Annotated in this window: 21 protein-coding genes; 19 read left to right on the top strand and 2 right to left on the bottom strand. The window is 30.0% G+C overall.

What is annotated here, in order from left to right:
• Positions 1-26 precede the first annotated feature (26 nt).
• From KQI41_RS17510 to KQI41_RS17495, 4 genes are all read left to right on the top strand, one after another.
• The gene (locus KQI41_RS17510) at positions 27-1,499 is read left to right on the top strand and encodes a type I restriction-modification system subunit M (RefSeq protein ID WP_244971117.1); all 1,473 of its coding nucleotides are present in this window, start codon (positions 27-29) and stop codon (positions 1,497-1,499) included.
• Positions 1,500-1,501: 2 nt separating this feature from the next.
• Complete coding sequence (locus tag KQI41_RS17505) at positions 1,502-2,977, top strand: restriction endonuclease subunit S (RefSeq protein WP_216585848.1); 1,476 nt, start codon at positions 1,502-1,504, stop codon at positions 2,975-2,977.
• Between the two features lie 50 nt (positions 2,978-3,027).
• Positions 3,028-3,426, top strand: a complete 399-nt coding sequence (locus KQI41_RS17500) for a hypothetical protein (protein WP_216585847.1) — start codon at positions 3,028-3,030, stop codon at positions 3,424-3,426.
• A gap of 149 nt (positions 3,427-3,575) precedes the next feature.
• Entirely contained in the window at positions 3,576-4,796 is a 1,221-nt protein-coding gene (locus KQI41_RS17495; RefSeq protein ID WP_154443142.1) for an IS256 family transposase, read from the top strand.
• A gap of 329 nt (positions 4,797-5,125) precedes the next feature.
• Here KQI41_RS17495 and KQI41_RS17490 read toward each other — a convergent pair whose 3' ends face one another.
• Both KQI41_RS17490 and KQI41_RS17485 read right to left on the bottom strand, forming a co-directional pair.
• Positions 5,126-5,419, bottom strand: a complete 294-nt coding sequence (locus KQI41_RS17490) for a hypothetical protein (protein ID WP_216585846.1) — start codon at positions 5,417-5,419, stop codon at positions 5,126-5,128.
• Positions 5,406-6,377: a ParM/StbA family protein gene (locus KQI41_RS17485; protein WP_216585845.1), complete on the bottom strand. Its 972-nt coding sequence runs from the start codon at positions 6,375-6,377 to the stop codon at positions 5,406-5,408. Before KQI41_RS17485 ends, KQI41_RS17490 begins: the two co-directional genes overlap by 14 nt.
• Before the next feature lie 258 nt (positions 6,378-6,635).
• On the opposite strand from KQI41_RS17485, the gene KQI41_RS17480 reads away from it, so the two are divergent.
• The 15 genes from KQI41_RS17480 (at position 6,636) to KQI41_RS17410 (ending at position 20,033) form a co-directional block, all read left to right on the top strand.
• Positions 6,636-7,073, top strand: coding sequence for a helix-turn-helix domain-containing protein (locus KQI41_RS17480; protein WP_216585844.1), 438 nt, complete (start codon positions 6,636-6,638; stop codon positions 7,071-7,073).
• A gap of 98 nt (positions 7,074-7,171) precedes the next feature.
• Positions 7,172-8,161 carry a hypothetical protein gene (locus KQI41_RS17475; RefSeq protein WP_216585843.1) on the top strand — a complete coding sequence of 330 codons (990 nt, stop codon included), beginning with the start codon at positions 7,172-7,174 and terminating at the stop codon, positions 8,159-8,161.
• Between the two features lie 191 nt (positions 8,162-8,352).
• On the top strand, positions 8,353-10,026 hold the full coding sequence (locus tag KQI41_RS17470; protein ID WP_216585842.1) for a DEAD/DEAH box helicase family protein: 1,674 nt from the start codon (positions 8,353-8,355) through the stop codon (positions 10,024-10,026).
• 825 nt (positions 10,027-10,851) lie between these two features.
• Positions 10,852-11,847, top strand: coding sequence for a copper amine oxidase N-terminal domain-containing protein (locus KQI41_RS17465; RefSeq protein ID WP_216585841.1), 996 nt, complete (start codon positions 10,852-10,854; stop codon positions 11,845-11,847).
• Positions 11,848-11,992: 145 nt separating this feature from the next.
• Positions 11,993-12,145 (top strand): hypothetical protein, encoded by a 153-nt coding sequence (locus KQI41_RS17460; RefSeq protein ID WP_216585840.1) that lies wholly within the window; start codon positions 11,993-11,995, stop codon positions 12,143-12,145.
• Between the two features lie 325 nt (positions 12,146-12,470).
• Complete coding sequence (locus tag KQI41_RS17455; RefSeq protein ID WP_216585839.1) at positions 12,471-13,427, top strand: hypothetical protein; 957 nt, start codon at positions 12,471-12,473, stop codon at positions 13,425-13,427.
• A 68-nt stretch (positions 13,428-13,495) separates the two neighbouring features.
• Positions 13,496-13,840: a type 2 periplasmic-binding domain-containing protein gene (locus KQI41_RS17450; RefSeq protein WP_216585838.1), complete on the top strand. Its 345-nt coding sequence runs from the start codon at positions 13,496-13,498 to the stop codon at positions 13,838-13,840.
• Between the two features lie 402 nt (positions 13,841-14,242).
• Complete coding sequence (locus KQI41_RS17445; RefSeq protein ID WP_216585837.1) at positions 14,243-14,947, top strand: hypothetical protein; 705 nt, start codon at positions 14,243-14,245, stop codon at positions 14,945-14,947.
• Between the two features lie 102 nt (positions 14,948-15,049).
• The gene (locus KQI41_RS17440) at positions 15,050-15,217 is read left to right on the top strand and encodes a UPF0175 family protein (RefSeq protein WP_216585836.1); all 168 of its coding nucleotides are present in this window, start codon (positions 15,050-15,052) and stop codon (positions 15,215-15,217) included.
• A gap of 85 nt (positions 15,218-15,302) precedes the next feature.
• Positions 15,303-16,295, top strand: coding sequence for a copper amine oxidase N-terminal domain-containing protein (locus KQI41_RS17435; protein ID WP_216585835.1), 993 nt, complete (start codon positions 15,303-15,305; stop codon positions 16,293-16,295).
• Between the two features lie 163 nt (positions 16,296-16,458).
• On the top strand, positions 16,459-16,596 hold the full coding sequence (locus KQI41_RS17430) for a hypothetical protein (RefSeq protein ID WP_216585834.1): 138 nt from the start codon (positions 16,459-16,461) through the stop codon (positions 16,594-16,596).
• Positions 16,574-16,801 (top strand): hypothetical protein, encoded by a 228-nt coding sequence (locus KQI41_RS17425; protein ID WP_216585833.1) that lies wholly within the window; start codon positions 16,574-16,576, stop codon positions 16,799-16,801. Before KQI41_RS17430 ends, KQI41_RS17425 begins: the two co-directional genes overlap by 23 nt.
• A 65-nt stretch (positions 16,802-16,866) precedes the next feature.
• Positions 16,867-17,271, top strand: a complete 405-nt coding sequence (locus KQI41_RS17420; protein WP_216585832.1) for a hypothetical protein — start codon at positions 16,867-16,869, stop codon at positions 17,269-17,271.
• Between the two features lie 130 nt (positions 17,272-17,401).
• Positions 17,402-17,623, top strand: a complete 222-nt coding sequence (locus KQI41_RS17415) for a hypothetical protein (RefSeq protein WP_216585831.1) — start codon at positions 17,402-17,404, stop codon at positions 17,621-17,623.
• 628 nt (positions 17,624-18,251) lie between these two features.
• A complete protein-coding gene (locus tag KQI41_RS17410) occupies positions 18,252-20,033 on the top strand; it encodes an Athe_2463 domain-containing protein (RefSeq protein WP_216585830.1) in 1,782 nt (593 codons plus the stop codon).
• Positions 20,034-20,940 lie beyond the last annotated feature (907 nt).

The following is a 20,940-nucleotide window of genomic DNA, read 5'->3' as shown; positions in this document are numbered from 1 at the left end:
ATGCTCCTATATAAGGAGCATTTTACTTGAATAAAGAAAGGGGACAGAAATTAATGACTATTACATCACTAATTAAATCAATTCAAGATATTATGAGACAAGATGCAGGGGTAGATGGAGACGCACAAAGAATATCCCAACTTGTATGGATGCTATTTTTAAAAGTATATGATGCGAAAGAATCAGAGTGGGAAATATTTGAAGAAAATTATGAATCTATAATTCCAGAAGATTTAAGATGGAGAAATTGGGCAGAAGATGAAGAGGGAATGACAGGAGACGAATTATTAGAGTTTGTAAATGAAAGATTGTTTAAGGAGTTAAAAGACTTAACAGTAGATGAAACTACAGACAAAAGAGCTTTAATTGTTAAATCTGTTTTTGAAGATAGCTACAATTATATGAAATCAGGAACTCTTCTTCGCCAACTTATTAATAAATTAAATGAGATAGATTTTGATGAATATGAAGATAGACATGCCTTTAATGATATTTATGAAAATATTTTAAGAGACTTACAAAGTGCTGGAAATGCAGGAGAATATTATACTCCAAGAGTTTTAACAGAATTCATTATTGATATTTTAAATCCTCAAATAGGAGAAAAGATAGCAGATTTTGCTTGTGGAACTGGTGGATTTTTAGTATCTTCTCTTAATCATTTAGAAAAACAAACTAAAATTATTGAAGATAGAAAGATAGTCCAATCATCTTTATTTGGAATAGAGAAAAAACCATTACCACATTTACTGTGTATGACTAATTTATTACTTCATGATTTAGATAGTCCAAATATTTTAAGAGACAATTCCCTCTCCAGTAATATAAGGAATTACACAGAAAAAGATAAATACGACTTAATAGCTATGAATCCTCCTTTTGGTGGAGTAGAAGAAGTTGGTATTCAAATCAATTTCCCAACAGAATTTAGAACATCAGAAACAGCAGACCTATTTATGGCACTTATTATGTATAGATTAAAAGAAAATGGAAGAGCAGGGGTAATACTTCCTGACGGATTCTTATTTGGAAATGATAATGCAAAAATAGCGATAAAAGAAAAATTACTTAGCGAATTTAATCTTCATACTATTGTAAGAGTACCAAATGGTTGCTTTGCACCATATACATCTATTGCTACTAATATATTATTCTTCGATAAGACAAAGCCTACGGAAAAAATAGATTACTATCAAGTACCACTACCACAAGGTATTAAAAATGGATTTACTAAAACAAGACCATTTAGAACAGAGCATTTACAAGGAGTAAAAGATTGGTGGAATAATAGAGATAAAGAAGATATAAATGCTTATTCAGTAACCATAGAAGAAATAAAGAAAGCAAATTATAATTTAGATTTTAAGAACCCCAATTTAAACAAAGAAGAAAAAGAATATAGCTTAAATGAGCTACTAAATATAATGGATAAAAAATCAAAGAATATCAATAGATTAATAGGACAACTTTCAGAAGTATTGAAAGGAGTTGAAGAATAGGAATGGATATACAAGGGCTAAAAGATAAAATTCTTCAACTGGCAATACGGGGAAAGTTGGTAGAGCAGGATAAAAATGATGAACCAGCGTCTGCATTAGTGCAGAGGATTAAGGAGGAAAGGGATAAGTTAGTAAAGGAAGGGAAAATAAGAAAACCTAAGAAGTTAGAATCTATTGAAGAGGAAGAGAAGCCTTTTGAAATACCTGAGGGGTGGGAATGGGTTAGGTTTCAAGAGGTGTTAGATGTTAGAGATGGGACCCATGATACTCCTAAATATGTGGATACTGGAATTCCACTTATAACAAGTAAAAACTTAGTCAATGGAGAAATAAATTTTGATGATATTAAATTTATTTCTATAGAAGACCATAAAAAGATATCAGAAAGGTCGAATGTAGAAAATGAAGATATATTATTTGCTATGATAGGAAGCATAGGTAATCCTGTTATAGTAAATGAAAACTTGGAATTTAGTATAAAAAATGTTGCATTATTTAAGTACTATAAGAAGGGTTTAATAACACCTAAATATTTATATTACTATCTATTATTTGTCCAAGAAGATATGAAGAAACAATCATCGGGAGGTGTACAATCTTTTATTTCATTAACATTTTTAAGAAACTATATTTTTCCACTCCCATCTCTTGCAGAACAAAAACGCATAGTAGAAAAAGTAGACGAATTATTTGCTTTAATAGATGAACTTGATTCTAATAAGGAAGATTTACTTGAAGTTATTAACCTAACACGAAATCAAGTATTGCAAGAAGCTATACAAGGGAAATTAGTAGAACAAAATCCAGAAGATGAACCAGCAAGTGTGTTGTTAGAGAGGATTATGGAAGAAAGAGACAACTTAGTGAAGGAAGGAAAGATAAAAAAGCAAAAGCCTCTACCAGAGATTACAGAGGAAGAAAAACCATTTAAATTGCCTGAGGGGTGGGAATGGGTTAGGTTGGGGGAAGTTGCTATTATAAATCCCAGGAATTCATTTGAAGATGAGAAACAAGCTTCATTTGTCCCAATGGCATTAATTGAGGAAGGATTTAAAAATAACCATACTTCAGAAACTAAGCTGTGGAAGGATATAAAGAAAGGTTTTACTCATTTTGCAGAGAATGATGTTGCAGTAGCCAAAATAACTCCTTGTTTTGAAAATAAAAAGTCAGTAATTATGCAAAACTTGGTTAATGGAATAGGTGCAGGGACTACAGAATTACATATAATCAGAAGTATAAATAGATTAGTAATTCCCGAATATATACTTAGCATTTGTAAAACAGATAGATTTATAAAAGATGGGGTATCAACATATACTGGAACAGCAGGACAGCAAAGGATAAGTAAAGATTTTATCATGAATTACTTAATTCCCCTTCCCCCTCTTGCAGAGCAGAAACGCATAGTTGAAAAAGTGGATGAGATTATGAATATGTTAGATGAACTTGAAAATGAAATAGTTATTAATATTTAAGAAAATAGTGTTTTATTAACTCGAATAAGAGAACTTAAAGGAGAATGAAATTGTTTAATAAATCATACTTTGATACATTAGTAAAGTATATGAAAGATGCACTAAGTCCTAATATTAATATCTATGAGAAGGGTAAAGACTCTTTTGTAATATTAGAAGATGGTAGCAATATATCAGAAGACAAATTTACGCAGATAAACTTTAGATTTGAAAATGAAACTTTAATAATTCCTTGGTTCTATTTAAAGAAACCGAATCAAGGAATTGGCTCTAAGATGATATCGTGGTTTATTAGTTTTTGTGAAACTAATAATATCAAAAATATAGAGATTAGGGGAGTAAATCAGGATAAAGAAGGAATGATAAAGCTACTAAATAAATTTGAATTTACATTGATACGGATAAAAGAAGATAAATATTTAGATTATAACAAAAAAATAAGTGTATAAGTTATGAGAAGAAATAAAGTTATGTAAAGTGATTAGATATGTCTAATCACTTTTTCTGGTAGTGTAAAATAATCTGTGCTTTTGCGAAATAAAATTCTCTTTTCTGGCAAGAATCAAAATATGATTTAAACCAGAAAGGAGAATTTTTTATGTCAACATTACCAAAAGAAATTTTAAGAAATATGATTAATGATGGAAATTTAACAACACCAGGAGATCTTCATTCGTACTTAAAGGATATGTTTAAAGATATACTCCAAGAGATGTTAGAAGCAGAGCTTGAGGCCGAATTAGGTTATTCTAAAGGAGATAAAAAGAATAAAGAAACAGATAATAGAAGAAATGGTTACACTCAAAAGACTGTAAAAACTCAATTTGGTGAGATTCCCTTAGAAGTACCAAGGGATAGACATGGTGAATTTGACCCAATAGTTATACCTAAAAACAAAAGGGATATATCTGGTATAGAAGAGAAAGTAATTGCACTTTATGCCAGAGGTATGTCAACTAGAGATATTCATGAGCAGATAAAAGATATATACGGAATAGAAGTATCAGCAGATATGGTAAGTAAGATGACTGATGGAATACTTCCACATATTAAAGAGTGGCAAAATAGACCTTTACACCCCATATATCCATTTGTATTTATGGATGCAATACACTACAAAGTAAGAGAAGATGGACAAATCAAAAATAAAGCAGCTTATGTAGTTTTAGGCGTAAATTTAGATGGGTTTAAAGATATATTAGGAATTTGGATAGGTGAAAATGAATCAGCTAAATTCTGGCTTGGAGTTTTAAATGATATGAAAAATAGAGGATTACAAGATGTATTAATATTTAGCGTAGATGGATTATCAGGGCTTAAAGAAGCAATAAATGCAGCATATCCTAAGGCAGAAATACAAAGATGTGTAGTTCACCAACTAAGAAATTCTTTTAAGTTCGTTAGTTATAAACATTTAAAAGAGTTTGCTAATGACTTCAAATCAGTGTATAGGGCCATAAACGAAGAGGAGGCGCTTGATAAGCTAGAAGAACTTGAGAGTAAGTGGGGAGATAAATATCCTCATGCCATTAAAAGTTGGGAATCAAATTGGGACGTATTATCTCCATTTTTCAAGTATCCTGAGGAAATCAGAAGTATAATGTATACTACAAATATAATAGAAGGTTTCCATAGACAACTAAGAAAAGTAACTAAGACTAAAACCATGTTTCCATCTGATCAAGCTCTAGAAAAGATACTTTACTTAGCTAGCCAAAATACTATAAAGAAATGGACCCAAAGGTATAAAAACTGGGATTTGGTTATAAACCAGTTATCTATATTCTTTGAAGAACGAGTAAATATCCATCTTTCATAGAATTATATAGGTGTTATATGAAAACCTTCTAAATTTGGGATTATAGGCTTTAAAACAGATTATAAAGCTAGCTTCAAACCATAATCCAATTAAAAATGAGTAAGCTTTTTGTAAAGATAAATTCAAAGATATATTTACAAAAAGTCATAGCATCACTTATATAAAATTATTGCCAAGATTATTCAATTTAATGCATAAATTAAAATAACCTTGGCAAAGATATAATCAAGATATTTAATTGTAAGTTTTATCCAGTTTAATATTTCTTGTCAGATTAGAGATGAGTAGTTATCTCTAAAGCACAAAGTTATTTACATTCTCCTTTTTCTTTAAAATAATGAATCTATTAAGTCTTTATCTTCGTTTTTTAGTATATCAATAGTACCTAATGGGGGAGTTTCTAAAGAATTAGTGAGGATATTGGTAGTAGTAATTCCCCTTTCAGCAATCAGTTTGTTTAAAATTTTTTCTACTTGCTCTTCTAAAGACTTATCTTTGCCTTCAATCATCTTATCCCTAACAACTTCACAAATAAATTGGCTTATGTTTGGTTTTTCTATGAGAAATTGATATACATCTTCATAGTTTTTTGCAAAACTAATGGATATCTTATGCTTTTTCACATTTTACCTCCAATATTGTTAGGAAACTAAGAACATTGGCAAATTGAGCATCATCTATAATAATAGCCGATGGGTATAGGTCTTTAATAATATGCTTTAAAAGTATACTTCCACCTCCAGAAAATACTACTGCACCATTGGCGTTAAATAAGGTAAGACCCCTACTTTTTCCGTAATTTATGATATCTTGTATGTGATTTTTCATTAAGTTTTGGATTAAGTTCTTACTTTTGACTTGGATTTCACCATTTACATAAAGATAACTGTCTTTTATAATTCTGTCTATATCAGAATCTGAGATATAGACACCATATTCTGAGGATAGTTTTTCAGATATTTTTGAACGAAGAATATTTGCTCCATAGTTGTTTATAATCATTTGGTCGAATTGAGGTATAAGATTATTGAATACACAATAATTTACATTCAACCCTCCTATATCGATTATAGTGGTTTTACTATTTCTATATTTGTCTATATCCGTATAAATAGGACCAGTACCTTCTGGAAGGCAGAGAACCTTATTTATTCTAAAAAAAATAAGTTTGTCATTGACTTTTATACTAATTATTCCATTTCCTTGGATATATTGCTCATATTCTTCTTTAAGCAACTTGTTCTTATAAATATTTAGTGGTGTACCAACGGCAAGAGATATGTTGGTTTGACCTGTTATTTCCACAAAATTTGCAATGCTAAGGTATATGCAAATCAGATGTTCTATACTTTTCTTAGATATATCATACCTTATTCTCTCTTCTCCAACAGCTTCACCTACAAGGTAGGTTTTTCCTTGATATTCAACCTTGAAATTATTTGGTGGGATATCTATACCTAAATTTTCTACTTCCTGTACTTTTGTTCTAAATTGATTCCTTTCTAATTTTCCTTGAATTTTTGAAACCGACTTGCAACTGCTTTTTCCAGCATCCACTGCGATTAACAGATGATTATTCATTTTATATAAAGCCTCCTTAATAAATATTTTTTTATATCATAAGCACAATGGTGAGAAAAATTCCTACAATTCGTACTTATTAAGTTCTATAAGGTAAGATTATATGCGAAAAAGTACTATCGTAATGGAGTTATGTTGATAACACTATTGCTAAGAAAAATATTTAGGTAAAATGGAATATTTCTTTATAAGGTGCTTAACATGTAAGGAATTAATAAAATAGGAGTTCTAATAAGAACACATGAGGAGGAGAAAAAATTGAAAACAAAAGGAAGAAAAGTGAATGAGAATTTTGGGAGTATGATAAGGTATCTAAGAGAAAAACAAGGCTATAGTTTAAAGGACTTGGAAGATATAACAGGTATTTCTCCAAGTTATATCAATAGGCTTGAGAGGGGGACCAGAGCATGCCCGTCTTATCCAATAATAGAGAAATTAGCTAAGGCTCTCAATGCTGATGTGACAGAGTTGCTGGAAATATCAGAGCTATCGATGACGGATGGAGATGTAAAGTTTCTGGGAGAAATAATCTTGAGTTGTAATTGTAGACTGACAGATGAAATAGCTACAAAGGAGCAAAAAGAAAAGCTTGTAGCTATTATAGATGAGATAATCTACTGTCAATGGGAAGATGATATTGTCGCTGATTTGGCAGAAATAGGTAAGCTAATAAATGAATTTAAGTTGATTAGTTGATTGTTGCTTCGAACAACAATTGAGTAAAGAAGTAAATAGGAAGGGAGAGAGATATTATTAGTCTCTTTCCTTTTTTAAAATAAAAAGGGGAGAAATATATGAGCAAAAATAAGATTAAAAATAACACAGAGTTCTTTTTTAATTTATACCAAAGGTCTAATAAAAAAGTGATAGAGGAAATCTTAGATGTAGAATTAGATGAATTGTTGTTGGAAAAATATTATTTGGGACAGAAAGTAGATTTATATACTACTGTAAGAGGAACTACAACAGAAGTATTCATAGAATCTATGCTAAATAGGGCAGATGTCAGACATTTGAATTTTATTTTGAAACTAATAAATAACATAGAAGATAATGCGATTATTATTTTTCAAGCAGAATCTTTTAGTGATAAAATTCTTGAGAAGATTATAGGCAAGATAAGAAAATTTAACAAGACCATTGATTTCTATGCAATAGAGATAGATAAGACATTAATCAAAGAGATAGAAGACTTAAGGGAAATCCATTTTCTAAAAATAACAGAAAAATTATGCCACATAGAAGTATCTAATCCTTTTAATATAGTAGAAAAATATGTTTCTATTAGAGAGCACAAACCTGAGGAGAAAGTGGAAAAGCAAAAAATAAGTAAAGTTGAGCGTAGGAATCAAATTTTGATTGAAGAAATAAGAAAAAGAACACATTACTTTCCTACGGTTTTTAGGGAAAAAAGATGCTTAGATAACCGAATTTTAAGCTATAGTGCGGGAAAAAGTGATGTAAATTACTTTATTTCTGTTGAAGATAGAAATAGGGATTCCTTCGTAAGTATACAATTTAGCAAAGATACGGAGGATATTTATAACGAAATAAAAAAAATGAGAAAAAATTTTAGTGAAAAAATAAGATTCAATGTTAACTTTGATGATTCAAGTTTAATTATAAGAACAGATATTCATAGTAGACAACATATTTATAAAACCATAGATGATATAGCTCAAATATTTGAACGATATGTATTTTATCTTAGTAATTATATCTTTTACTACGGAACAAATATGGAAGATAGTATGTGGAATCAGCATAAAGAAGGAACTTTATAGAGAAATTGACTAAAAATAATAAACATATTTGCTAAAAGGGCTAAAGTTGCAAAGGACTGTAGCCCTTTTTACTATGGTTTTGTCAAGGTTGAAAGAGTCGAACCTGGTCGAACACATAAGCTATATAATAGACTTGCAAAGTTTTATATCCTTTCATTAGAACCGACAAAATGAAAGGAGAATGAAGACAAATGATGAAATCAACTATTAATATAGACTATTTTAAAGAATTAGAGGAGCAAATAATAAGTGAAAAACTATGGAACTCAGAAAAGTTTCTTATATTTGACCACGAGGCTGGAACGGGAAAGAGTAGATTTACTCAACAATGCCTTGGACAGATGACAAAAACCCAGAAATATAAGGTGATATATGTTCAAAAGTTTAAAAAAGATGATGAGCTTGTAAAGACCATGGAAAGAATAAATCATTATGCAGGGCGAGAGGTTGCCGGATATTACTCATCAGATATGAGAAGAGAGCAAAAGAAAAAGGCTAAGGATATTCAAATATTATGTATAACGCATCAGATGTATTATCAAATCTGTAAGGGAAATAACTTGGAGTTAATCAAGGGGAGAGATATATTAATAATTGATGAGCTTCCACAACTTATACAAGAAATTTATGTGACACGAGATGATATTGCAAGTCTATGGGGCAGGTTCAATAGAGATGGAGATGGTGCTGGTAGAGAGTTAGCTCAATTATTATTAGATTTGTTACTTGAAATAAAGGAAAATAAAGGAGATGGAGTAAAATATATAGATTTTAGGTTAGAAAAGTATGATAAGTTTAGAAAGTTATATAATAGGGTCAAAGATTCGAGAGATATTCAACTAAAAGAAGAAAAAGAAATATTGGGGAAAATCGATATGCTTTTGAATCAATCATTTTTTGTTTGTCAAAACAGATTTGTTTCATGGGAAAATGGAATAGAGTTGTATAAGCTAAAAAATAATATTATATTGGACGCAAATGGGGGTTTTGACCATAGATATAAGCTAAGCAACCAATTTGAAGTAAAAAGGCAAAATAAAAGATATGATTATCAGAATACGAATTTGTTTCACTATAATGCAAAAACTACTAAAGGAAATTTGGCAAAAGACAGAGATAAAATGCATTCAAATATAGTAAGTAGAATAGATTGGAATAATTTAAGTAAGGTTCTTTTTATTACGGATATTGCTGGAGAGCAGAGTTTAGAAAAAGAGATACTGAGCTATTTAAGGTTTTACGGTACTAATCTAATTGAAATCCAACAGAATTTTAATAAGGTAATAGCAATTGACCATTTTGGTAATCTTATTGGTAGAAATCATTACAGAGACTTTGATACTATAGTAATTTTGAAGACTCCTAACTACAATTATATCAGCTATATTTTAGATTACACTTTTTTAACTTGCAATGTTACAGATGGAATGATATTTGAAACTTTTAAAAATGCAGAGATTGAAAAAATTAGGATTAGTGCAGTTGCAGGAGAGTTTTATCAGGCCATAAAAAGAATTAATAGGGAGAATAAATTAAGCTCTAACATATATTTATTTTCAGATGATATGGATGCTGTAGAAATAATCAAAGGGCAACTGAGAAATGTACAATATTTTTACAAAGAAATAGATTTCGATAAAAGAACATATAATACCGCTAATAGACCTAAAACTCAATTAAATAAGTTAAAAGAAATTTTAATGAGATATAAAAGAGATGGTGTAAAAGAAATTAATAAAAAATCATTGAAAGAAGAGTTGGGCGTAAAGTCTCCGAATTTAGCAAAATTGTTGTCAGAAGTAAAAGATTTTGCAGAAAAAAATAATATAAGAATAGAAAAAGGAAGAAAAATTATCTTTGATTAAGTGGCTATAAAGCCACTTTTTTAGAATATATGTATTTTAAATTTTAGACATAAAAGTTATATTTTCGCTATAGCTTTTTAAAAAAGTAAAAATGCTTTTATTCTTAAAAGTTATACTATATGTATATAAGAATTTATTAAAATTTGGGTATAACTTTGCTTTTAAATATAATAAACTTTTCAAGTTGTTATAGGCCATAACAGTTGGAATTACCGTCTTTAAGGGTTATTACAACTTTCGGAATACATAAACCTATATATAGGCAATAAAAAAGAAGTTTTCACTAACCTTATATATTTCTCCCAAGCATTTTTTTTATTTGCCTTAGCATCTTAAATAAATTGTATTTCTTTTTGTACTTCTTTAGGAAGTAGTTTTGGTAAACAAAATAGTATCTTTAGCTTTGCAAAGGAGCACTTCTACTTCTTAATGGAGTAGAAGGTTTATGCTAAGTCTTACTAAGCTTTGGAATATAGTATTGTTGCCTAACTTTTTTGGTGTATGTTACCTATACTGTAATAATATTTTACTCATGCCTGTAGCAACAGATAATAACCAACTTATAGCATACTTTACATAAACATTAATAAAAATTTATCCGTCTATTAATAGAGATGAAGTAAAAGCAATGTAGAGATAAATTATAATTATATGGCAAAGTAGCAATATTAAATTTTAAATAAATACTTTTTTACTGCGACTTAGCTACAGACATAGGGAAAATATAATTATTAAATCCATCTATGGAATATATAAAAAATATTTAGATTATGGTAAAATAATCCTTGTATTTATAATTTAAACTTAATGAATAAGGAGGCCAAAATGAAAAGACAAGCAAAAATCTTAACCCTTGTTGCCTTGTTGGTAATACTTATAATTCCAATAGCTACATATGCAAGTAGTGCCTTAGGTCAACAGACCACTGTTTTAGTTGATGGTAAGCCTGTTCAATTCAACAAAGACCTTGGATATCCTATTGTAGAGAATGGTAGAACATTAGTACCTGTTCGTATCATCTCTGAAGACATGGGTTATGAGGTTAAATGGGACAACCCTACTCAAAAGGTAACTATTTCTGATGCGAACACTAAGATTGAGTTCAAAATCGGTGATAGCACTGCTTTGATTAATGGTAAGAGAGTTCCTATTGACACAAGGGAAGATGCTAATGGTAAGGTTGTTCAGGTAGACACTAAGGCTCGATTGATTAACTCAAGGACTTATGTTCCTATCCGTTTCATCACTGAGAACTTTGGTGGCACTGTAGATTGGAAGATTCAAGGAAAGACATTGTATGTTTACATTGTTAGGGGAGAATCTTCCACACCTACTCCAAGCGTAGGTAGCATTCCTGGTACTGCTGACTATTCACCAAATGGCTATGTAGAGAATGTTAAGAAGGTTTCTGAATTCTTTGGAACTGCTCTTAACAAGAATTATTCAAGCAATACGATGGCATATTTTGACCCTATTGGTGGAGGTATGGACACTGGTTTCCTTTATGTAGTAGACAGACCAGGTGAAGATTGTGATGTTTTGGTTGTAGTGAAGAATTGGTACTTTGATAGTGATGCAGGAACTCCTATGGAGAAAGAACTTAAGACTATTCCTGTAATGACAAAAGAAATTCTTCGCTTCTATCTGCCAGACGGATATGAAAAGCTCTACAAAATCATTGATGATGGTTATAATTGGAGATGGGATGATGCATCTAAGTATGTAAACAAAGATATCTCAAACCTAATTGGTAGTAGCAAACAAGTTGAGCTTGTTGACAGTACGGGTGCTCTCCATATCAAGATTGGTACTGGTAAGTAGACTATAAGTAGGATTAAGTAGGAAAGGGATTAATGGTTAAAGCCTTTAATCTCTTTTTTATGTGTTAAAAGAGCTTTAAGTGGTGTATAATTTAGGTGTAAATAAATGCAAATTAAAACAGTTTACCATAGGGGGCTTATAAATAATGAATAAATACAAAGATAAACTCAATAAAATAGCTGAAAAAATAGGAGTAACAATAGTCCCAGTAAAAGACCTTAATGATATATATACTAAATGTGATGGATTTACTATGATTACTGATTATAGCAGTAGATTTAAAGAAAAACAGGATTAAATTATAAATTTTTTAATTTCATACCAATAGAGTTATGTTGCTAACACCATTGATTTTACTGAGGTTGAGTGCGTTTTGGTGTTGAATTTCTATAATGAATCTGGTATAATTAATATATAAAAATAGAATATAAAATAAATTTTTACTAAAAAATAGAAGCCCTTGGAGGCTTCTATTGCTATTTTAGGGGTAAAAAGTTATGTTCCTAACTTTATTAAGATTTATTTTTAATATAGTTATATTTATGACTGAAACGCCTAAAATATAAAGTTATTAAATATAAAGGCTGTTTTTTAAAACAATTTTAGATAAGGAAGGGAAAACAATGAGAGAACTAAAAGTATTGAAATTAACAGATGTACAAGCAAGTGTAAAAGGATATGAAGAAATTATTTCTAAGCAACTTGAATTATTTTTAGAGGAGAATGGGGTTCAGAATATATCAGAAACACCATTTTTTATAACCAAGAAAAATATAATAGTGGACATTCGGAATGATATTAATGAGGAAAATTTCCAAAAAACAATTGAAGCAGGAGCAGAGATGAAAACTATGTTTTTCTTAAGGGTTGAGAATTTTGAAAAGTGTATTTATGGGTGGATTAACTATGAAAGGATAAAAAAAGACAAAGAGTATGGAGTTTTGCTGGATTCCAAAGAAGATGCAGAAGAATATAAAAGAGCATATGGAGAAGAAAAGAGAGCAGAAGATGTAAAAAAAATAATAAAAAAAGAATTAGAAAAACAAGAAAAAAAATATCAAGAATCTAAAAAAACTGTAGTAGAAACGGGTTATTTTAAAACAAATAATGATGATTTTCAGAGATTAATTATAGCCGAAATAGATTCTTTCTCATGGGAAGAAGAAGTTAAAAAAAGAATAGAGGCAGAACTTGGGATGAAAGTTGTAAAAATAGAGGATTATGGTGCTGTCTCAAAAAGGCTATTGCAAAAAGACTATATAGACATTATAGATGATTATAATGACTATATGTATCGTTGGCATCACTGCCGTAGATTCTATGAAATAAAAATAAAGGGCAATAGAAAATATATTGTATTTATTTTGTATACTGTATGCTTCAACCCAATATATGTCGGAGTTGAAGAAGTGGAAGCTGAGGGGTATGAAGACGATAGAAAAGATTATAGATACTTTACTGACCCTTTAACTGGAAAAAATATAAAAAAGGAAGTTCATTCAGAGCTTGAAGTTTTGGTCAATTCTATATATGTAAAGGAAAGAAAAAGAATTTGCACATGTAGAGGAAAGAAAAAATAAAAAGCAATAAGAAAGACATTATATGCCCCATAATGGTGCTTATAAATAAACTAAAAGGAGGACAAAGTATGTCACTGCAAGAAAGGTTAATGGAAACATGTAAGGATATGTCAGAAGACATGTTAGCAGAGGTTATTAACTTTGCAGAATATGTACAGCACAAAAACGATGTACAAAATAATTCTAAGGGGGAAGAAATTAAAATGGAAAAAGAAAAAATGGTAGAGTTTAAGAATTTAGTAGAAGAGACATGCGAAGGAATTAAAGAAATTATTAAGTTAGTTAAAACGGATGAAGATTTTAAGAAAATCGATTCTTTTGACATTTTTAAAGAAGAAGGCAATAGTGATATAGTTCATGACCTTCTTGCAGATTTTACAGATGCTATACAAATTATACAGAAAGAAGCTTAACAGCTTCTTTTTTTATCCAAAAATTTACAGAAACACTTAAAATCGAATATAACCAATTTAAGATATAAAGGGAGGAATAAGCATAGATGATAATAAATAGAGCATTAGTATCGTTAGATATAGAATTTTCGGAGGAAATTTTGAAAGATGTGACAGGTTTGTCAAAGGAGCAGATAGAGGAATTAGGATTTAAGGGATAAGGATTAAGGGGTAAGTTTTTAGGTTAAATCCAATAGAGTTATGCTCCTAAACCTATTGAAATTACTGGATTTTAATCATTTTTTTCTCTTGCTAATTAATATAAAACATGGTAGTCTAAGAATAGAAAATCTAAGATAAAAATGGAAGTCTTTTTGAGGCTTCCATCTTTATAAACGATAAATTTCCAGGGAGGTTTTATTTATGAGAAAAAACTATCACGATTTACCAGATGAAGAATTTTACGAATATCAAGAGTGCTATGTTGGATTTATAAGCAAAAATAATAAATATATTTCATATCTGAAAAATACCGATTTCGAGCAAGTAGCTCCAAAAATGATTACTATATATAGACACGCAGATTTTGATAGATTTTCAAATATCTTCAATAATATAAAATGGGTCAATGAAAATGATTGTCAAGAAAAGGAAAATCAAGAAAAGCTTGATAATTTTAAATATTTATTTGGAAAGGGATACTCACTTTTTAACTATCTACAAGTACAAGATATACATAAGATATACGAATTAGAAAAGAAAGTAAATGGAATGTTTTGTAGAGACTTAAAGGGCTTTTACGAAGAAATGGGAGTGGAAGAAGAATTGGATACTGATTTACCAGAAGAACTTCAAGATAAAAACTTCCACATTCAAAGATTTAATGGAGAATATAAGCTATTACAATATAATTTTGTAAATGACTATAAAGCTATAGAGGGTATAGTTGGTTGTTTAATTAATTTAGATAACGACACTTTAGAAATATATAGTGAGAAATTATCTGGATTAGACATTCCATATATTGTTAATAGAAACATAGAAGATACAGAAATTGATGATATATATGATAAATTAGAAGTAAAAAAAGAATGGAGAGTAAAGATGATAGAGATGGTTCAAGGGTAAGTAGTAAGAGATAAGTAGTAAGGGATAAGGGGAAAGGATTAAGGGACTTTCTTTTTATCCATTCTTTATCTAAAAAGCTAAAAAATAGGGGAGGAAATAAAAATGGGAAATAAAATAGAAAAGGCATTACAATACTACAGGGAAAATAAATTTTCTTTAGCAAAATGTGCAGAAATGGCAGAAGTGACCATAGAGGAATTTATTGTATATCTTGGAGAGCAGAAAATATCTATTTTTTCATTTGAAAAAGAAGATATAGCTAATGCATAATATCAACACTATAAAAAATATGAAAAACATGGTAAAATAATACTCGTATTTATTAAAATATAGATAATCATAAAGGAGACGAGACATGAAGAAACTAATAAAAATCTTAACCCTTATTACTTTATTAGCAATATTTGTAAGTCCAGTAGATACATATGCAAATACCTTAGACCGAGAGGTCACTATCCATATTGATGGTAAGCCTGTTCAATTCAACAACGACCTTGGATATCCTATTGTAGAGAATGGTAGAACATTAGTACCTGTTCGTATCATCTCTGAAGACATGGGTTATGAGGTTAAATGGGACAACCCTACTCAAAAGGTAACTATTTCTGATGCGAACACTAAAATTGAGTTCAAAATCGGTGATAGCACTGCTTTGATTAATGGTAAGAGAGTTCCTATTGACACAAGGGAAGATGCTAATGGCAACATCGTACAGGTAGACACTAAGGCTCGATTGATTAATTCAAGGACTTATGTTCCTATCCGTTTCATCACTGAGAACTTTGGTGGCACTGTAGATTGGAAGATTCAAGGAAAGACATTGTATGTTTACATTGTTAGGGGAGAATCTTCCACACCTACTCCAAGCGTAGGTAGCATTCCTGGTACTGCTGACTATTCACCAAATGGCTACATTGAGAACATCAAGAAAGTTTCCGAATTTATGGGAGATGGTCTTGATACTCGAATTGGTGGAAAGGATATGGCTTACTACAATCCTATTGGAGGAAGTACAGAAAATGGTTTCCTTTATGTAGTAGATAGACCTGGTGAAAAGTATGATGCTTTAGTTGTAGTGAAGAATTGGTACTTTGATAGTGATGCAGGAACTCCTATGGAGAAAGAACTTAAGACTATTCCTGTAATGACAAAAGAAATTCTTCGCTTCTATCTGCCAGACGGATATGAAAAGCTCTACAAAATCATTGATGATGGTTATAATTGGAGATGGGATGATGCATCTAAGTATGTAGGTAAAGACATCTCTAATCTAATTGGTAGTAGCAAACCAGTTAAAATCATTGATGGTACTGGAGGTCTTCGTATCGAGATTGGTACTGGTAAGTAGACTAAAAGTAGGATTAAGTAGGAAAGGGATTAAGGGTAGTTCATTACTCTTAGTCTCTTTTTTATTTAATAAAAACAGAGGGATATGTTGTTTTTAAAGTTTCCATAGCCACTCCATTTATTGTAAAATATAATTTACAAGTAGATATAAGGAGTGAAACTTTATGAATTTCAAAAATATACATATTGAGCCAGGTTATGACCATATGAAATACTATTATGAAGACTTAGTTAGAGAACTGGAAATATCTAATGTTAATAACTTAGATATTTCACATATTGAGATTTTTTATAAATGGTAAAGATGTCTTACTAAAAGGCATATGGGAAGGCGAAACATATTCAAAGCTATACATAGACTATGAAAATCTAATAGGAGTTATGGATTTAGAGAAAAGAAAACTAAAGTATTCTTTATCGCACATAGAAACAAGTGCTACCATATTAATTAATAAAAGACAGAGGCAAATCTTTGATATTAGATGGGATAAAGTAAAAGTAATATAGATAAAGCTCCTTGTTATTAAATCTATAAAGGTGAATAGGTTTAATAATGAGGAGGTGAGTGGTTTATGTCAAGTATTGATGAAATCATAAAAAAATTGCAAGAATACAATCCTAATAGTGAAATACAAGTATTAGAAAATAGAATTAATATAGTCATTAATAGTCGAGAGTTCAATGTACCGAATGAAGACTTTTATGAAAAATTCTATCATAAGCATACTGGAGAGAAACATTTTCAAATAAAGTATGCTTTAGGGAATATATGGTGTAAGTTAATTATTACAAAGGGAATAGAGTTATTTAGCGTTCTAACCAATACAGGAGATAGATACCAGGTAGTAGATAGTGGCGTTGATTTTGATTTTCCTGTTCGTAGAATTTACAGTGAAGAAGATAGAAGGACTAAAGAAGTACCAAGAGGCTGTAAGGAGTATAAAAAAGAAATATGGGTGATTTTGAAGAAGGAATAAATAAAAGGACAGGTCTAATAAGATTAGGGCAGTAGCGTTTAGTCTCTTTTTTATGTGTTAAAAGAACTTTAAGTGGTGTATAATTTAGGTGTAAATGATTACTGCACTTATTGAAAGGAGTTGAATATTAATGAATACAATGGTAAATAAATCTTTTGTGGAGTTCGCAGAAAAAGAAATGCAGGTACAAATATTGAGATTTACCAAGAATAGTATATTAGAAGAAAAAGCAAAGGAATTAGCAAAAGAGATTGTATCAATAATAGATTGGAATGATTCGACTCTGATGCACAAGGGATTATCATGGATAGCTAAAAACTTTTTAATACGAAAGAAGATTATTGAAGTATAGATAGATATGGAATTTAAGAACTAAGAGATAAGGACTAAGAAATATAATATTATTGCACCAGAATAATAAAAATGTATATAAGTCGGGATGAAGACTTTAAACTCATACCCATTGCAGAGTAAACTGTTAAAAATCAATAAAAGGGTGACTTTTGTCATCTTTTTTATTTTTCTATTTAAGCTAAAAAGTTAGGAACTTAAATTTATTGGAAAGATATATAGAAAGTATGAATAAAATACATATCGCTTAATATTGAGTTTGCGAGATGTATGCACTTTATTCATATAAAATATATAAAAGGAATATATAAAAATCACCTCAAATGCATACAATGTGCATATATTGTTCATATAAAATAATTTTAAAAGCCTATTTAATTAAAAAAGATATGAAAGATATATGAATTAAATACATACTTCCCTTTATCCTTATCCCTTACATACTTATTTCTTATCCCTGCATTTATATTTCCCATAAGTATTGTATATTATATAGAACATTGTCAAACCACTTACTTAGTGAAAAAGAATATATTTTAAATTAGAATTGATTTATGGATTAAGTAGATGGATTGTCCTTATCCCTTAATCCTTAATATTTAATTCTAAACAAGAAAGGAGGAAATTCGTTGAAGAATAAAAAAATGCTTGTGCTATTTTTTACAATAGCTATGGTTTTCCTTAGCACATCTATAGCTTTTGCCAGTGGAATAGGAGGTAATGGAAATACAATACGATTAGGTCCTACACAAATGAAATTCACACCAGCTTATGAACAAAGAATGGGTTACAACTATAATGGATATATATTTGTAAAAGACTATCACCAAGGTCAATATGGAATCTTTTCTCCATTGAAATCAGGAAACCAAACTCCATATGCGACAATGAAAAGGTATGTGAAGGAAAATAGCGTTAATAAGCTTGGTAATGGTGGAGAACACTTAGTTAATTCAAGTGACTGGAACTTAAAAAAAGGAAGTTCTGACCCTACTAAGTGGGGACCTGGGGCTTATAATGGCGATGATACTGGAACTTTCTATTTAAGTGACTTGACCCCTCCAAAATATTATGAACATAGATATCTTGGATATATGACAGATGGTACAGTTGTTGATAACCCTTATTTCCCTTCTGATAATTCAGGAGGAGTAAGACCAGATTTAAAAAATTGGTACACATTCAGCAAAATGAAAGCTTCCTATCCGAGCTTACATCACACACCAACTAAATTAAATGATGACCCAGACAAGGCTAAGCGAACATTTGAGACTTGGTTTAGGTCTACAGAAATAGGGGCATTTTTCAAACAAAAGGCTCTTGAAAATGGAGCTACACCAGGAGAAGAGTGGAAGTATTGGAATGAAAGATTAGCTATTCAATCAGATATTGATGAAGGGGCTGGTATATTAAAGGGATGGCATTACAATAATGGAATGTGGTATCAAACATTTGCTGTTCCGAAAATTCCTGAAAACAACTTAGGCTTTACTAAGTTTGAACTTGTTGACCCAGATACAGGTGATGTCCTAATAAGTATGGTCAGAGAGTTGGATGAGAATGATGTCTTCAATATGACTAAAGAAAAGATTATATATAATAACCACAAAAGAACTATTCAAAAAGGTAAAACCTATAAGTTAAGAGCTGAGGTTTGGTATAACTCAATAAAAGAAGATGGAAGTCCTGGAAGACCAACTCAATTAGGTACAATACAAATTGATAGACACCATGCCCATGATGAAAATGCTAAGAAATACAATATTTTTGATATAGAACAAACATTAGCTAATGGTCAAGGACTTGTGAGTTATGATAAACCAATAGTCTTACAGCCAGGAGAAAAAGCAAATTTCGAATGGGATTATGAAGTACCAGCATCAGTACAAGAAACAGCATATATAACTGTAAAAATCCCTCCAGAATATTTACAGAATGGAGATAACCTTATTAGGCAAGACGACTGGCTATCTATAACTTACACAATAGCAAAAAATGATATTGGTTTTGTTGCCCCAGTTGAGTTATTTAACTCTACTGGCAGTAAAGTAAATTATGTATATCCGAATGAAGCACATACAGTTAAGTTTAATATTAAACACTTCTTAGGACAAATTCCAATTGGACTTGACCCAGTTGATAACCCAAAAACAACAATTGATGTTGTAATTACAGATGGAAATAACAATGAAATTAGAAAGGCAACCCTTAGGTCAGATGAAATACTGAATCCGAATAGCCAAATATCAATGGAAGTTAAAAATATTGCAACTCCAACGACTATGATAAAAGCATGTGCTACTATAAATAAAATTCACAAAGAAAAAGGGTTAAATAGTAATCCTCAAAATGATACTATTTGTCAAATATTTGCACAAGCTAAAAACTATGCTATTCGTGTAGAAATATAAAGGACAAAGGCTAAAAGGTTGCTTTAGTCCTTTTTAATTAGTATGGATAATAGATAAGTTTTTAAGAGGTTAGATATTAGATATCAGTATATTTTCTGTATAATATATATAATGAATTTTCGATTTCGATGAGGAAGGTGAAATTATGGAAAAATCCAATCAAATATAGAAATAATATGTGCTATTGCTAAGAAAATCAGATTAGAACTTGAAGATAATAATTTAAATACACCAAATTCCAGAATACTTAACATATCTAAGCCAGGAAGACCAGAGGTTAAAAAACGACTCCAAAGAAAATTAGAAGTCATTGCAGAAGTTAAAAATGATAAATAATAAGTATGAGTAAGTATAAAAATATATGCTTCAAAGCAGAAAAAATGATAGGTGTTCGCCAAAACTAACCTATCATTATAAAACATATTTAGCTATTCTTACTTAAAACTTAAAAACTTCTCTCTACTCTTATAGTATAACATAGAATCTCAAAAATAACATATGAAAAATATTTTTAAGGAGAGATTAGAAAGATTGTATTTTGTACTGCATTAATTGGAATTATCATAATGACAATAATGGCAATATGCAGCATAAGAATAATGAGTAGGAATAAATAAACTATATTAAAAAAACAGAGGACAAAATAAATTTTTCTTAAAAAAGAAGCCTTTTAGGCTTCTTTTTCTATTTAAAGGATAAAAAAGTTTTGTTACTAATTCTATAATCTATTTAATACAGTCTTTACATATGTTATTAGACTAAAGAAAATCTGATATGCATCCTATCTGTAATCCAGCTCTCATATAACTTTAATAATGTTACTTACCTAAATTTATTTAATTAAATATCTATACTGTTATTTACATAACAGTATTAAGGGGGGAGGTCAGACATGCTTCGACCGTTT

The organism is Tissierella pigra, assembly GCF_018917845.1.
GTDB lineage: Bacteria > Bacillota > Clostridia > Tissierellales > Tissierellaceae > Tissierella > Tissierella pigra.
Note: the sequence above shows the minus strand (reverse complement) of the source record. Positions and strands in the feature narration are given on the sequence as shown.

What these genes read in the sequence shown, in the direction of transcription:
- KQI41_RS17455 (WP_216585839.1), top strand. Translation starts at nt 12,471, where the DNA reads ATGAGAGAACTAAAAGTATTGAAATTAACAGATGTACAAGCAAGTGTA.
- KQI41_RS17440 (WP_216585836.1), top strand. Translation starts at nt 15,050, where the DNA reads ATGGGAAATAAAATAGAAAAGGCATTACAATACTACAGGGAAAATAAA.
- KQI41_RS17485 (WP_216585845.1), bottom strand. Translation starts at nt 6,377, where the DNA reads ATGAATAATCATCTGTTAATCGCAGTGGATGCTGGAAAAAGCAGTTGC.
- KQI41_RS17420 (WP_216585832.1), top strand. Translation starts at nt 16,867, where the DNA reads ATGTCAAGTATTGATGAAATCATAAAAAAATTGCAAGAATACAATCCT.
- KQI41_RS17505 (WP_216585848.1), top strand. Translation starts at nt 1,502, where the DNA reads ATGGATATACAAGGGCTAAAAGATAAAATTCTTCAACTGGCAATACGG.
- KQI41_RS17435 (WP_216585835.1), top strand. Translation starts at nt 15,303, where the DNA reads ATGAAGAAACTAATAAAAATCTTAACCCTTATTACTTTATTAGCAATA.
- KQI41_RS17450 (WP_216585838.1), top strand. Translation starts at nt 13,496, where the DNA reads ATGTCACTGCAAGAAAGGTTAATGGAAACATGTAAGGATATGTCAGAA.
- KQI41_RS17460 (WP_216585840.1), top strand. Translation starts at nt 11,993, where the DNA reads ATGAATAAATACAAAGATAAACTCAATAAAATAGCTGAAAAAATAGGA.
- KQI41_RS17445 (WP_216585837.1), top strand. Translation starts at nt 14,243, where the DNA reads ATGAGAAAAAACTATCACGATTTACCAGATGAAGAATTTTACGAATAT.
- KQI41_RS17470 (WP_216585842.1), top strand. Translation starts at nt 8,353, where the DNA reads ATGATGAAATCAACTATTAATATAGACTATTTTAAAGAATTAGAGGAG.
- KQI41_RS17415 (WP_216585831.1), top strand. Translation starts at nt 17,402, where the DNA reads ATGAATACAATGGTAAATAAATCTTTTGTGGAGTTCGCAGAAAAAGAA.
- KQI41_RS17495 (WP_154443142.1), top strand. Translation starts at nt 3,576, where the DNA reads ATGTCAACATTACCAAAAGAAATTTTAAGAAATATGATTAATGATGGA.
- KQI41_RS17475 (WP_216585843.1), top strand. Translation starts at nt 7,172, where the DNA reads ATGAGCAAAAATAAGATTAAAAATAACACAGAGTTCTTTTTTAATTTA.
- KQI41_RS17465 (WP_216585841.1), top strand. Translation starts at nt 10,852, where the DNA reads ATGAAAAGACAAGCAAAAATCTTAACCCTTGTTGCCTTGTTGGTAATA.
- KQI41_RS17430 (WP_216585834.1), top strand. Translation starts at nt 16,459, where the DNA reads ATGAATTTCAAAAATATACATATTGAGCCAGGTTATGACCATATGAAA.